Genomic DNA, 12,500 nt, shown 5'->3' on the forward strand with positions numbered 1-12,500 from the left:
ATTGCACAGGGTCTGGCCCTGCCAGATATAGGCAATTAAGCCTTGTCATTCAGGTTTTTTTCGCCAGCGCCTGATTCAGCGACCAGAGCTCCTGGCGTTCTTCGGCCGTCAGGCCGTGAGTCCGGTCGCGGGCGATAAGCGCTTCCTGGCGGTGTTCAAGTATGGAGTCGTAAAGGCTCGCCAGGGTATCGACAAATGTCGCCTCGATCATCTCATCTATGATCATGTGGTTCCAGGTCGCCAGGGTTTCAAGCTGGGAGTAGAATTTATTCTCCCGATAATGCTCCAGCAACTGGCCGGTGGTTAACCCCGGCTGACCCTGGCAGGCCTGCACTAATTTAACAAATAACGGCACGCCCGGCTGACTTGCCTGCTCCAGACCCTGCACAGTAGGTACCAGGGCGGAAAGCCGCGGATGCTGCACCAGCAATCCTATCAGGATACGCATGGTTGTGCGTTTTATCCGCGGCTGTGGTGAAATATTTGCCTTAAGGGCCGCCTTGGGCAGCAGTTTCTCCAGTTGACTGTCGTCAAGGATCCCGAGTTTATTGCCCAACTGCTGGCGCAGGTAGAGACGCAATGTCTCGCCCGGTACCTGGCCTATCAGCGGCAGCGCCAGCGTGCTCAGCTTGGCGCGGCCGTCGGGGCTGCTTAAGTCCACCTGGGGCATCAACGTTTCAAATAGAAACGTCGACAGCGGCTGCGCCTGTCCGATGTGCTGCTTAAATGCCTCTTTGCCGATTTTGCGCACCAGCGTATCGGGATCCTCGCCGTCGGGCAGAAACATGAAGCGTAGCTGGCGGCCATCGGTCAAGTAGGGCAGCGCGTTTTCCAGCGTGCGCCAGGCCGCTTCCCGTCCGGCGCGGTCACCGTCATAGCAGCAGATCACCCGATCGGTGGCGCGATACAGCAATTGGATATGCTCCGCGGTGGTCGAGGTGCCCAACGAAGCCACCGCGTAGTCGATACTGAACTGTGCCAGCGCGACGACGTCCATATACCCTTCGACCACGAGCAGCCGGGATAATTCCGGATGCTGCCGCTGGGCCTCATACAGACCGTACAGCTGGCGACCTTTATGAAAAATATCGGTTTCCGGCGAGTTCAGGTATTTCGGCTGACCCTCGCCCAATATACGGCCACCAAAAGCGATAACCCGCCCGCGTTTGTCGCGGATGGGAAAGATAATGCGATCGCGAAAACGGTCGTAGGTGCGGCCGTTGTCATTCACAACCAGCATACCGGCATCGTTGAGCGAGGCGCGATCCTCCGCCGAACGCCCAAAACGCTTATAGACGTTGTCCCAGCCCGGCGGTGCGAAACCGATGGTAAAATGGTTGATGACCGCTTTGCTTAGCCCGCGCTGTTGCAGATAGTGGCGCGCATCCAATGCCGTCTGCGCCTGTAGCGCCTGTTGATAGAAGCCGCTAAGTTTGTCCATCAACTGGTACAGGCTTTGTCGCTGGTGGCGCTCCTGCTGGTTCGGGCCGGTGCCCGTTTCATAGGGCACTTCCAGGCCGTGCTGGGCGGCAAGCTCTTCGATGGATTCGATGAACTCCAGCCGGTCGTAATTCATCAGGAAATTGATGGCGTTGCCATGGGCGCCACAGCCGAAACAATGGTAAAACTGCTTTTCGCCGTTCACGGTAAACGACGGGGTTTTCTCATGATGGAATGGACAGCAGGCGTGAAAATTCTTGCCCTGCTTTTTGAGCTTCACCCGTTCATCGATCAGATCGACGATGTCGGTTCGCGCCAACAAGTTATTGATAAAGACACGTGGGATTCGTCCAGCCATAAGCCCCTGTCAGGTAAGCACTTGAACGACTACAAGTTGCACGATCCTTCCGGATGGCATGGTTTCGTATGCAACAGCTAAGTCTGCGGATTAATCACGCGGCCGGGGTTGATCGCACCCCGGAAAATCAATACAGACGAGTGCGGCGTGCGTTTTCGCGAGCCAGTTTTTTGGCGTGACGTTTAACGGCGGACGCTTTAGCGCGCTTACGTTCGGTCGTCGGTTTTTCATAGAACTCGCGACGACGAACTTCGGCCAGAACACCCGCTTTTTCGCAGGAACGTTTGAAGCGACGCAGTGCTACGTCGAACGCCTCGTTTTCACGTACTTTAATTACCGGCATCTGCCGCTCACCTCGATAGAATTCGGATTTTGTCGCTGACCAGTGCCAGCCTTTTCAAAAAGGTTCGGGATTTTACTCTAAGCCTGCCTGCTTTGTAAAGCGCCGCATTGCGTGATTTTACTCGCTGCACGTCGGTTGCCACACAACCCGCTGATGTCAGGCGTAAATTCGGGCAAAAAAGTGGGCACGAAATCGACCCTGAACGGGGCATCACGACGCAAAACCCCCGATCCGGCGGCGCGGACGTTCATTGACACCGTCCGCGGGCAAGCGGCGGGATCGCGGTGAGCTACCGTGGGATTCTGCCGCTTGCCCGGCGATCGTCGGGTCGGCTTTTGTAGCATGACGACCGACGAGAAGAAAGGGCTTTGCGCCAAAGCAGCCGTCCGTAGGCCACGCAGCGGCGCAAATATGGTAAACTGTGCGCCGCAAAAAAGGGCGGTAAAGATTATGCGCGTATTGGGTATTGAGACGTCATGCGATGAAACCGGCGTGGCGATTTACGATCAACAACAAGGTTTGCTGGCTAATCAGCTCTATAGCCAGGTGAAACTGCACGCCGATTATGGCGGCGTAGTGCCGGAGCTGGCGTCCCGCGATCATGTCCGTAGAACCGTGCCGCTTATCCAGGCGGCGCTGGCCGAGGCCGGCCTGCAGGCGTCGGATATCCATGGGGTGGCCTACACCGCCGGTCCGGGGCTGGTGGGCGCGCTAATGGTCGGTGCCACCGTCGGCCGCGCGCTGGCCTATGCCTGGGGGGTGCCGGCTGTCGCCGTCCACCACATGGAGGGGCATTTGCTGGCGCCGATGCTGGAGGTGAATCCGCCGGCATTTCCGTTCGTGGCGCTGTTGGTTTCCGGCGGTCATACCCAGCTTATCGCCGTGACCGGCATTGGCGAATATCAATTGCTGGGGGAGTCTATTGATGATGCCGCCGGCGAAGCCTTTGATAAAACCGCCAAGCTGCTGGGGCTGGACTATCCCGGCGGCCCGATGCTCGCGCGTCTGGCGCAGCAGGGCGTGCCGGGGCGTTATAAATTTCCGCGTCCGATGACCGACCGTCCGGGGCTGGCGTTCAGCTTCTCCGGGTTGAAAACCTTTGCCGCCAACACCGTGCGCGCCGGTGCCGATGATCACCAGATGCGCGCGGACGTCGCGCGGGCGTTTGAGGAGGCGGTGGTGGAAACGCTCATGATAAAATGCCGCCGCGCGCTCGATCTGACCGGATTCCAGCGGTTGGTGATGGCCGGCGGCGTTAGCGCCAATCAGTCGCTGCGCGCGAGTATGGGCGAAATGATGCGCCAACGTGGCGGAGAAGTGTTTTACGCCCGTCCCGAGTTTTGTACGGATAATGGCGCGATGATCGCTTACGCGGGCATGGTGCGGCTGCAGGGCGGGTCGCAGGCGAGTCTGGCGGTGTCGGTACGGCCGCGCTGGCCGCTGGAGGCGTTGCCGGCGCTGGGCGCGCCTGAGTCAGTGCTTGCTTTGTTGCCGGTCGATATCCCGATCTTTTTGCCGGCGGCGTCAGATGCGGCTTTCCTGGCCGCGCCAGAGTCGCTGGATATTGTCGTGGTGACGCAGGAGCACCAGACAGGAAAGCATCACCACCGGAAAGGTAAACTGCGGTTTGAACCACCAGACGTAGAAGGGGGCGATTAGGGCGCTGACGATAGCCCCTAGCGAAGAGTAGCCAGAGAGCAGCACCGTTAAAAGCTAGGGGCCTATCATTAAGCCGGACAGGTCATAGCCAATGGGCGCAATGGCCCCCAGCACGGTAGCGACCCCTTTACCGCCGCGAAAATAGAAGAAAATCGGATAAATATGGCCAAGACAGGCGGCGATCACCACCAAACCTAGCCAGAACGGCGGCAGGCCGAGGCCGTAGCTTATTCACACCGGGATCATCCCCTTCAGGACATCGAAAACCATTACGCCCGTGGCCTCCAGCTTACCGCCGAGCCGCAGCACATTGGTGGCGCCGGGATTGCCGGAGCCGCTGGTGCGGGGATCCGGCAGGCGGGCGAGCCTACAGATCAGAATCGCGCTGTAGACTGAACCGCACAGGTAGGCGAAGATTATCATGCCAATCGCGATAGCATTCATAACCACATTCCATTTATCAACATTCGTTTTATTTCGCTATTTATGGATAATACGCATATTCCCGAGGAAGTGGTATCCGATAGCCACAAAAACCGAGTATGGCATATGGACATTGTATTTATTGAGCAATTAACGGTAATGGCGGTGATAGGCGTCTATGACTGGGAACAGCAACGGTTGCAGAAATTGGTGTTCGACCTGGAGATGGGCTGGGACAACCGCCCGGCGGCGCGTAGCGATGATGTTGCCGACTGCCTGAGCTATGCAGATGTCACCGACGCCGTGCTGTCGCTGGTGAGCGGCAAGCGTTTCGCACTGGTGGAGCGCGTCGCTGAAGAGACGGCGGAGCAGCTGATGACCCAGTTTAAACTGCCCTGGATACGTATCAAAATCGGTAAACCCGGCGCGGTGCCGCAGGCGGCCAACGTTGGCGTTATCATCAAGCGCGGGCGGCGAAAAGTCTGAAAATAGCGCAGCGGTAATCATTTGGCCATGTGATTGCAACCAAATTATCGTATGTTTGTCGCAATTTGCGGGAGATTTAGCGGTTGATCTGTTTACATACCGCCGCTTTTTTATTGTCGTAACTTTGAGGAGAACGTTGTATGGCGGATATGCACGAGTGGGTTATCGCGTTCATTCTGGGGGTGGTGGAAGGGTTAACGGAGTTTCTGCCGGTTTCTTCGACGGGACATATGATATTGGTCGGTAGCCTGCTTGGTTTTACGGATGATAAAGCCAAGACCTTTGAGGTCATCATCCAGCTGGGCTCAATTCTGGCGGTGGTGGTGGTGTTTTGGCGCCGGCTGTTTGGTCTTATCGGTATTTGTTTTGGCCAGGTGCTTCACGAGGGTATCGGCAGCGGTCGCCTGCGTCTCGGTCATATTTTGCTGGGCATAATCCCGGCGGTGGTGCTGGGGCTGGTGTTTCATGAGCAAATCAAAGTTATTTTTGCCCCGATTTACGTGATGTATGCCCTGATGGTCGGCGGTGTGCTTTTGCTGGCGGGGGAATGGCTGAAGCCCAAGGTGCCGCGCGCGGCGGGCATCGACGATTTGACTTATCTCCAGGCGTTTCTCATCGGCTGTTTCCAGTGTCTGGCGCTGTGGCCAGGCTTTTCCCGCTCCGGCGCCACCATCAGCGGCGGCCTGCTAGTCGGCGTTAGCCGTTACGCCGCATCGGAGTTTTCCTTTATCCTGGCGGTGCCGATGATACTGGGCGCGACGGTGCTGGATCTGTACAAAAGCCTGCCGTTTCTCGCCTGGCAGGATTTTCCGATGTTCGCTATCGGCTTTGTTGCCGCCTTTGTGGTGGCGCTGCTCGCTATCAAATTCTTTTTGCAAATTATTAAGCGTATTTCGTTCGTGCCGTTTGCTATTTACCGCTTTATTCTGGCGGAGGTGGTGTATTGGATCTTGATTAACTGATTAACTGATTAACTGATTAACTGATTAACTGATTAACTGATTAACTGATTGGCTGGCTGGTGACTGCTGTTTTTGCTGCGCCGCCGGTGGGAACGATAGCCGCGGGGCCGCCTGGGCGTTATCCGCCCGGCGCCATGGGCACTGCATGTCTGACGGCATATGCAGTATTTAAGGCAATATACGCGGTGCAGTAAGGGTCAGTCCTGAATGGTCTCGGTATCGCTGTTCCCTTGCTGTCGCTTCCAGCTCGCCAGCGCCTGCTGGCGTCGCCGGTTGAGCTCCTCGCCGATCTGCGTGCCGCTGAATCCCGCCGCCATCACATCGCGCGCGCTGACTGAACTGGCTACGCGGAACGCGTCGCGCAGAAAATCCCCCTGCGGATAGGCATGGTTCTCAAAACCGGTACGGCCACGGGCGTCGGCTTTGCTGGCGAGGATCATCTGCTCCAGGCGCGCCGGTCGGCGCCAGACATCAATGGCGCTGAACAATTTTATCAGTGTCTTTGGCGTCAGGCTCTGGGCACCGTGCAGCAGATCATGGTAGCGGGCCACGATCGTGGCCAGATCGAGCAGCGGATTGGGTACCTTCAGGCGCTGGCACAGCGCTTCCACCACCTTCACCCCCGCCTGGCCGTGGCCGTAGTGGCTGGGCCACAGCTCGCGCGGCGTGAGCGCCTTGCCCACATCGTGGCAAAGGGTAGCGAAGCGTACCGCGATATCGTCCGTTAACTGGGCCGCCATCGACACCGTCATCAGCGTGTGGATGCCGGTATCGATTTCCGGGTGCCATTTCGCCGGCGCCGGGACGCCAAATAGCGCGTCCACCTCCGGAAACGGCGCTTTTAACGCCCTGCAGTCGCGCAGGACCTGAAAATAGACCTGCGGGTTGCGGGTTAGCAGCGCCCGCTCCGTCTCTTTCCAGACACGCTCAGGCGCCAGCAGCGGCAACTCGTCGGTCATCTGCTGCATCAACGCCATCGTTTCCGGCGCGATGTGGAAATTCAAATGGGCGAAACGCGCGGCAAAACGGGCGACCCGCAGTACGCGCAGCGGATCTTCGCCGAAGGCGTCGGAGACATGGCGCAACCAGCGCTGGCGGATGTCCTGCTGTCCCTGATAGGGATCAATCAGGTTACCCTCGTCGTCGCGGGCGATGGCATTAATGGTGAGATCGCGGCGGCGCAGATCCTCTTCCAGCGTGACTTCCGGCGAGGCGTAGCAGATGAAGCCGGTATAACCCTGACCGGATTTACGTTCTGTACGGGCCAGCGCATACTCCTCGCGGCTATCGGGATGCAGAAAAACCGGAAAATTTTTGCCGACCTGCTGATAACCTTGCGCGAGCATCTCCTGCGGAGTTGCGCCGACCACCACCCAATCTCGTTCCTTGACGGGGAGCTGTAACAGACCGTCACGCACGGCGCCGCCGACCAGATATTTTTTCACAATTCTCTCCTGGCAAAGCCGGTGTTGCCTTTATCGGTACTTGTCCATTGAGTGTAGCCGTATCTCGCGCGCGATTCATCGCCACCCGTGTCGCGGGCGGCTCAGTTCATCCAGCGGTTGTCTCTTTTGCGCCGGGGAATGATATGGGGCAGCAGCAAACCCAGCAGTAGGGCCACACCAGCCACACCGCCGCCATACATGAACCATTGCATGATAATGGTACGCTGTTTGTCGTCAAGCTGAACCTCCGCCGCATTGACCTTTTTCTGTGCGGTCGAAAGTTGATCCTTCAGCGCCTGATTCTGTTTCTTGAGATCGTTGATCACGCCGTCGCTGGTGGATACTTTTTTCTGCATGTCGGCCGTGCGCTGATTCCAGCTCGCGTCGATAGTATCCAGCTTTTGCGTCAGATCCTGCACCTGCTTCTCCAGCGCCGGCACCCGGGTGCGCAGACTGGGCTGGGCGCTCAGCTGATCCTAGGGGATCCAGGCGGTGCCCCCCTTTTCGTCGCGTACCCGGGCGAAGCCGGTGTCATTATTCTGGCCGAGAAGCGTAACGGCGTCGTCGGAATTCAAAGTGCCGACAATGCGGTATTGATTACCCGGACCGCTATGGATATAGATCAGCAGGTTGTCTGAGACATAACGTGGCTCGTCGGTGTTGGCGGCGCAGGCGAAACCCAGACCGACCGCGATGAAGTAAATATGGCGTAATTTCAGCATTAGTCCGTCATTTTTAAGCAAATGGTGCACGATAGTGGTGGCTTCAGTTTGACGACGCAATGTCGGGTCCGAAATGAGAACACTCTTATCGGACGAAGCGCATAGCCGTTGCTGCCCCCAGCACGATGATGCCGGCGTCTACAGGCCGGCGCCACGCAGTTACGGCGCGGCGTACCCTCTTCGCCGCCGGCGGCGGGTGGGAGGGACGACAATGACAAAACGCGTCAAAAACGATGAGATTTTCGGACCTCTCGTCACACGAAAAGTGCCGTTGGGCTTGTGCGTTTTGTCCATTAAGGCCATGATTAGGCGTTAACACTTGCCATCTTAAGCAATAAGTCGCCACCAGGGATGGCTTAAGCGTCAATGTATTTTACCGGTATGGCCATATAACACTATGAATGAAGAAATCGAGTTAAAATTTATCGTTCAGCCCGAGATGCTGTCTGCGTTGCGGCAGTGGTTATTGGCGATGGGCCATGACGGTCATGCGCTTCGGCAATTGACCAATACCTATTTTGAGACGGATGGCTTTGATTTTCGCCGCCAAGGCATAGGGTTACGTATCCGTTAGGTGAACGGACAGTGTGAGATGACAATGAAAACCGCCGCCCAGGTCATCGGCGGCTTGCATCAGCATCCGGAATTTAATGTGCCGCTGCCGGGGGCGATGCTGGATCTCGCTCGGTTACCGGCACAGGCATGGCCGCCTGAGCTTGATCCCGCCGCGCTGTAATCGCGACTCAAGCCGCTATTTACCACCGATTTCGCCCGCGAGAAGTGGCGAGTGAGGCAGGGTGAAAGCGAGATCGAGCTGGCGCTGAATCGGGGCGAGGTGAGTGCCGGCGCGCTGCATGAGCCGATCTGCGAGCTGGAAATGGAATTACTGAGCGGTAACGCCCGCGATCTATTCGTTTTCGCCAGCACGCTGAGTGATGCCGGTGGCCTTCGTCTGGGTAGCCTGAGTAAAGCCGCGCGCGGTTATCATCTTCAGCAAGGAAATCCCCCGCGCGCCATCCGGCTTAATCCCGCCGCGCAGGCGACGGTGGAGGAGGGCATGAGCGCGGCGCTGCACCTTGCGCTGGATCATTGGCAATATCATGAGAAGCGTTGGTTGCGCGGGCTTGCGCCGGCCTTGGCCGGCGTGCTGAAGGGCATCACGCTGATACGCGAGACCTTTCGCGTGATGGGGAATCTGGTCAGCCGCAAAGCCACCTCTGCGCTACGCGGGCTACTGGCGGATATCGTGCCGTTAATCGGCGCTGAACAGGCTGATCCGCAGGTGATTTGTTATCAGCCCGTCTATCTGCGTACCAAGCTGGCGCTGACGTCCTGGCTGTTGTTCAGCGTTTGGCAGAACACCGCTGATAAGGACACGCGCAAGAAGCTCGCCGGCGCCTACCGGCAATTCGCCGATATGACGTTTGCGCGCTGCGGCGTGGAATTGAAGGTCGCGTTTAACCGTACGCTCTCCCATGAAGAATACCTGCAGCAGTTGCCGCGGCTGGAGCGCCGGCTGATGGGATTTCATGTCTTGTCCGGCGCCTATCGGCCGACCGAGGTGGTGGCCTGTTTGATGCATTGGACAGCGCTGCATCAGTCTATCGTGCAGCCAGGATCCGATGATAGGGAACATTTACGGCGTTAGGCGTTGGCGCAGGTGGGATTCTGGCTAAAATAGCGAAAGCCTGGTGTTAACACTCCGCCGGAGAGGCATGTTTGTCTCCAGGGAATATTGACCATGAATACGCGACCTTTACTGCCGCTCCTGCGTAAGCAAGGACAGCAGTCGGCGGCCGGATTACCGGCGCCGGTGGACGACGCAACCCCTGCGGGCGCTCGCCATGAGTGATTTCATCAGCGACGCGCTGCAATGCCATCCAGCGCGGCAGCAGGCGCTGGCGACGTAGGTGCCGCAACCCGGCGAATGGCGGGATTATGCCGCGTTGCTGGCCGCCCGGCTGGCGGCAATTGATGATAAATCCGCGCTGATGCGCGAGCTGCGCTTGTTCCGGCGCCGTATGCTGGTGCGTATTGGTTGGGCGCAAATTCTCGGCCTCTGTGATACCCGCGAAACCCTGGCCCAGCTAAGCCAATTGGTGGAAACCCTGATTATCGCCGCGCGCGACTGGCTGTGGCAGGCGTGTTGCCGCGAATGGGATACCCCCTGCGGTGCGGACGGCACGCCACAGCCGCTGCTGATTCTGGGCATGGGCAAACTAGGCGGCGGGGAGCTGAATTTTTCCTCCGATATTGATTTGATTTTCGCCTACCATGAAAACGGGTTCACCCGCGGCGGCCGCCGCGAGCTGGATAACGCCCAGTCTTTTACCCGGCTGGGTCAGCGGGTTGATTAAGGCGCTCGACCAACCGACCGTGGACGGCTTTGTTTATCGGGTCGATATGCGGCTGCGGCCGTTCGGCGATAGTGGGCCGCTCGTGCTGAGCTTTGCCGCGCTGGAGGATTATTATCAAGAACAGGGGCGGGATTGGGAACGCTGCGCGATGATCAAAGCGCGGCTGTTGGGCGGCGATGGCGATCCCTACAGCCAGGAATTGCGCAGCATGTTGCGTCCATTTATCTATCGCCGCTACATTGACTTTAGCGTCATCCAGTCGCTGCGCAATATGAAGCAAATGATCGCCTGCGAGGTCCGGCGGTGCGGGTTGAAGGACGATATCAAACTGGGCGCCGGCGGTATCCGTGAGATAGAGTTTATCGCTCAAGTGTTTCAATTGATTCGCGGCGGCCGCGAGCCGCGCCTGCAGTCGCGCGACGCGCGCCTTATTGCCGACGCTTGAGACCATCGGCGCGCTTGGCCTGCTCACGCCGGCGCAAAGCGCCCGTCTGAGTGCGGCCCACCTCTCTACCTGCGACGGTTGGAAAATTTGTTGCAGAACATCAATGATCAGCAGACGCAAACTTTGCCTACCGATCCGCTCAATCAGGCGCGTCTCGCCTAGGGAATGGAGGAGGCGGACTGGCCGCAGCTCACCCGCCCGTTGGACGCCCACATGCAAGCGGTCAGGGTGGTGTTCGATGAGCTGATTGGCGACGACGATGCCCCCGATGCTGAAGATAACGATACGCCCGGCCCGGCGGCCGCGCTGTGGCAGGAGCCGATGTCGCAAGCGACAGAGGCCGACGGGGAAGGCGTGCCCTGGCCGCGTCTGACGCAGTATGCAGTATGTCGCTGATTTCCGCCGCGATGTCGCCAACCGCACACTAGGCCCGCGGGGCCGGGAAGTGCTGGACGCGCTTATGCTGCGGCTTCTGACGCACATCGGCGAACGGGACGCGGCGGACGAGGTGTTTGCTCGTCTGGCGCCGATGTTGCTTAGTATCGTCTCTCGTACCACCTACCTTGAACTGTTACTAGAGTACTCCGGCACGCTGGAGCACTTGGCTCGTCTGCGCGCCGCGTCCCGTTCGCCGATGTGCGCCAGCCAGTTGGCACGGCATCAGCTGCTGCTGGACGAATTGTTGGACCCCGCGACCCTTTATCACCCCCCCCTCCCGGCGCCGGAGGCCTATGGCGACGAGCTGTGCCAATATCTGCTGCGGGTGCCCGAAGAGGATAAGGAGCAGCAACTGGAGGCGCTGCGGCAATTCAAGCAGGTGCAACAGTTGCGCATTGCGGCCGCCGATATTGCCGGCGTGCTGCCGGTGATGAAGGTCAGCGATCATTTAACCTATCAGGCGGAAGTTATGATCCAAACCGTGATTCGGCAGGCGTGGAAATCAATGGTCGCGCGCCACGGGCGGCCCTCGTATCTGCATGACGGACAGGACGGCGGCTTTGCGGTCATCGGCTACGGTAAATTGGGCGGCTGGGAGTTAGGCTACAGCTCCGATCTGGATTTGGTGTTTTTGCATCAGTGTCCTGATGACGCCGTGACCGATGGACCGCGCGTCATCTACGGACAGCAGTTTTATTTGCGGCTGGCGCAGCGGGTCATGCATCTGTTCAGCGCCATGACCCCGGCGGGGGTTTTGTATGAAGTGGACGCCCGGCTGCGGCCATCCGGCGCCGCTGGGATGCTGGTGAGTACGCTCACCGCGTTCGAGGACTATCAGCTTAATGAGGCCTGGACCTGGGAGCATCAGGCTTTGGTGCGCGCGCGGATGGTGTACGGCTCCCCAGCATTGCAGGAAGGTTTCAACGCCATTCGCCGTCGCGTGCTGTATCTTACCGCACGATCCCGCTACGCTGCGCCGTGAGGTCAGCGAGATGCGCGCCAAGATGCGCCTGCACTTGGCCAGCAAGCAGACAGACGTTTTTGATATCAAGACCGACGAGGGCGGTATTACCGACATCGAATTTCTGGCGCAGTATTTGGTGTTGCGCTACGCTGCAGAAAAGCCTGAACTGACGCGCTGGTCGGATAATGTCCGTCTCTTCGAGCTGATGGCCAAGAAGGGGATCATGGACGGCGACGATGCTGATGGGCTGCGCGCAAGCTACACCACGCTGCGCGATACGCTGCATCATCTGGCGTTGCAGGCGTTGCCCGGCCGGGTGCCGGAAGCGCAGTTTGTCCGCGAGCGCGCTTTGATTGTCCGCTGCTGGCGTCTCAGTGGCTTGATTGAGCGGCGCCGGCACGGTGGTCTGTAAGGGCAGCGCGCCCGCGCGTCACACTTAACTTCAGCGCCCGCCGCCG

The 12,500-nt window shown here is 58.7% G+C and carries 12 protein-coding genes and 5 pseudogenes; 12 read left to right on the forward strand and 5 right to left on the reverse strand.

The features are described 5' to 3' along the window. Positions 1 to 49 precede the first annotated feature (49 nt). Both dnaG and rpsU read right to left on the reverse strand, forming a co-directional pair. Positions 50 to 1,798: a DNA primase gene (gene dnaG, locus ACTBDU_RS06655; protein ID WP_438805941.1), complete on the reverse strand. Its 1,749-nt coding sequence runs from the start codon at positions 1,796 to 1,798 to the stop codon at positions 50 to 52. A 127-nt stretch (positions 1,799 to 1,925) separates the two neighbouring features. Beyond that, entirely contained in the window at positions 1,926 to 2,141 is a 216-nt protein-coding gene (rpsU, locus tag ACTBDU_RS06660; protein WP_438805942.1) for a 30S ribosomal protein S21, read from the reverse strand. Positions 2,142 to 2,591: 450 nt separating this feature from the next. On the opposite strand from rpsU, the pseudogene tsaD reads away from it, so the two are divergent. Then, positions 2,592 to 3,599, forward strand: a pseudogene (gene tsaD / locus ACTBDU_RS06665) (tRNA (adenosine(37)-N6)-threonylcarbamoyltransferase complex transferase subunit TsaD); the annotation flags it as partial. Positions 3,600 to 3,665: 66 nt separating this feature from the next. On the opposite strand, the pseudogene plsY reads toward tsaD, so the two are convergent. Then, positions 3,666 to 4,244 (reverse strand): annotated as a pseudogene (gene plsY / locus ACTBDU_RS06670) (glycerol-3-phosphate 1-O-acyltransferase PlsY). Between the two features lie 105 nt (positions 4,245 to 4,349). Between plsY and folB the strand changes: the two are divergent. Next, positions 4,350 to 4,709: a bifunctional dihydroneopterin aldolase/7,8-dihydroneopterin epimerase gene (folB, locus tag ACTBDU_RS06675; protein WP_438805964.1), complete on the forward strand. Its 360-nt coding sequence runs from the start codon at positions 4,350 to 4,352 to the stop codon at positions 4,707 to 4,709. A gap of 140 nt (positions 4,710 to 4,849) precedes the next feature. Beyond that, the gene (gene bacA, locus ACTBDU_RS06680) at positions 4,850 to 5,671 is read left to right on the forward strand and encodes an undecaprenyl-diphosphate phosphatase (protein ID WP_438805943.1); all 822 of its coding nucleotides are present in this window, start codon (positions 4,850 to 4,852) and stop codon (positions 5,669 to 5,671) included. A gap of 197 nt (positions 5,672 to 5,868) precedes the next feature. Here the strand turns inward: bacA and ACTBDU_RS06685 are convergent, their stop codons facing one another. Then, on the reverse strand, positions 5,869 to 7,116 hold the full coding sequence (locus ACTBDU_RS06685) for a multifunctional CCA addition/repair protein (RefSeq protein ID WP_438805944.1): 1,248 nt from the start codon (positions 7,114 to 7,116) through the stop codon (positions 5,869 to 5,871). 101 nt (positions 7,117 to 7,217) lie between these two features. Then, positions 7,218 to 7,838 (reverse strand): annotated as a pseudogene (locus ACTBDU_RS06690) (TIGR04211 family SH3 domain-containing protein). Between the two features lie 397 nt (positions 7,839 to 8,235). On the opposite strand from ACTBDU_RS06690, the gene ACTBDU_RS06695 reads away from it, so the two are divergent. The 9 genes and pseudogenes from ACTBDU_RS06695 (at position 8,236) to ACTBDU_RS06735 (ending at position 12,454) form a co-directional block, all read left to right on the forward strand. After that, entirely contained in the window at positions 8,236 to 8,412 is a 177-nt protein-coding gene (locus ACTBDU_RS06695; RefSeq protein ID WP_438805945.1) for a CYTH domain-containing protein, read from the forward strand. 18 nt (positions 8,413 to 8,430) lie between these two features. Further along, positions 8,431 to 8,574 (forward strand): hypothetical protein, encoded by a 144-nt coding sequence (locus ACTBDU_RS06700; RefSeq protein ID WP_438805946.1) that lies wholly within the window; start codon positions 8,431 to 8,433, stop codon positions 8,572 to 8,574. 18 nt (positions 8,575 to 8,592) lie between these two features. Beyond that, positions 8,593 to 8,811, forward strand: a pseudogene (locus tag ACTBDU_RS06705) (CYTH domain-containing protein); the annotation flags it as partial. A 42-nt stretch (positions 8,812 to 8,853) separates the two neighbouring features. Further along, positions 8,854 to 9,486 carry a CHAD domain-containing protein gene (locus ACTBDU_RS06710; protein WP_438805965.1) on the forward strand — a complete coding sequence of 211 codons (633 nt, stop codon included), beginning with the start codon at positions 8,854 to 8,856 and terminating at the stop codon, positions 9,484 to 9,486. 262 nt (positions 9,487 to 9,748) lie between these two features. Next, positions 9,749 to 10,195, forward strand: a complete 447-nt coding sequence (locus ACTBDU_RS06715; RefSeq protein WP_438805947.1) for a hypothetical protein — start codon at positions 9,749 to 9,751, stop codon at positions 10,193 to 10,195. Between the two features lie 46 nt (positions 10,196 to 10,241). Further along, positions 10,242 to 10,802 (forward strand): annotated as a pseudogene (locus tag ACTBDU_RS06720) (hypothetical protein). Between the two features lie 51 nt (positions 10,803 to 10,853). Further along, positions 10,854 to 11,036 (forward strand): hypothetical protein, encoded by a 183-nt coding sequence (locus ACTBDU_RS06725; RefSeq protein ID WP_438805948.1) that lies wholly within the window; start codon positions 10,854 to 10,856, stop codon positions 11,034 to 11,036. Beyond that, entirely contained in the window at positions 11,020 to 12,060 is a 1,041-nt protein-coding gene (locus ACTBDU_RS06730; protein ID WP_438805949.1) for a hypothetical protein, read from the forward strand. The genes ACTBDU_RS06725 and ACTBDU_RS06730 overlap by 17 nt, the downstream gene beginning before the upstream one ends. 10 nt (positions 12,061 to 12,070) lie before the next feature. Next, positions 12,071 to 12,454: a hypothetical protein gene (locus ACTBDU_RS06735; protein WP_438805950.1), complete on the forward strand. Its 384-nt coding sequence runs from the start codon at positions 12,071 to 12,073 to the stop codon at positions 12,452 to 12,454. Positions 12,455 to 12,500 lie beyond the last annotated feature (46 nt).

The organism is Sodalis sp. (in: enterobacteria) (assembly GCF_051710625.1).
In the GTDB taxonomy this organism is placed as follows: Bacteria; Pseudomonadota; Gammaproteobacteria; order Enterobacterales; family Enterobacteriaceae; genus JBPESN01.

Bases quoted from the DNA above. Each gene is read 5' to 3' on its own strand.
- dnaG (WP_438805941.1), bottom strand. From the start codon at position 1,798: ATGGCTGGACGAATCCCACGTGTCTTTATCAATAACTTGTTGGCGCGA.
- folB (WP_438805964.1), top strand. From the start codon at position 4,350: ATGGACATTGTATTTATTGAGCAATTAACGGTAATGGCGGTGATAGGC.
- bacA (WP_438805943.1), top strand. From the start codon at position 4,850: ATGGCGGATATGCACGAGTGGGTTATCGCGTTCATTCTGGGGGTGGTG.
- ACTBDU_RS06730 (WP_438805949.1), top strand. From the start codon at position 11,020: ATGCAGTATGTCGCTGATTTCCGCCGCGATGTCGCCAACCGCACACTA.
- ACTBDU_RS06725 (WP_438805948.1), top strand. From the start codon at position 10,854: ATGCAAGCGGTCAGGGTGGTGTTCGATGAGCTGATTGGCGACGACGAT.
- ACTBDU_RS06695 (WP_438805945.1), top strand. From the start codon at position 8,236: ATGAATGAAGAAATCGAGTTAAAATTTATCGTTCAGCCCGAGATGCTG.
- rpsU (WP_438805942.1), bottom strand. From the start codon at position 2,141: ATGCCGGTAATTAAAGTACGTGAAAACGAGGCGTTCGACGTAGCACTG.
- ACTBDU_RS06700 (WP_438805946.1), top strand. From the start codon at position 8,431: ATGACAATGAAAACCGCCGCCCAGGTCATCGGCGGCTTGCATCAGCAT.
- ACTBDU_RS06735 (WP_438805950.1), top strand. From the start codon at position 12,071: ATGCGCGCCAAGATGCGCCTGCACTTGGCCAGCAAGCAGACAGACGTT.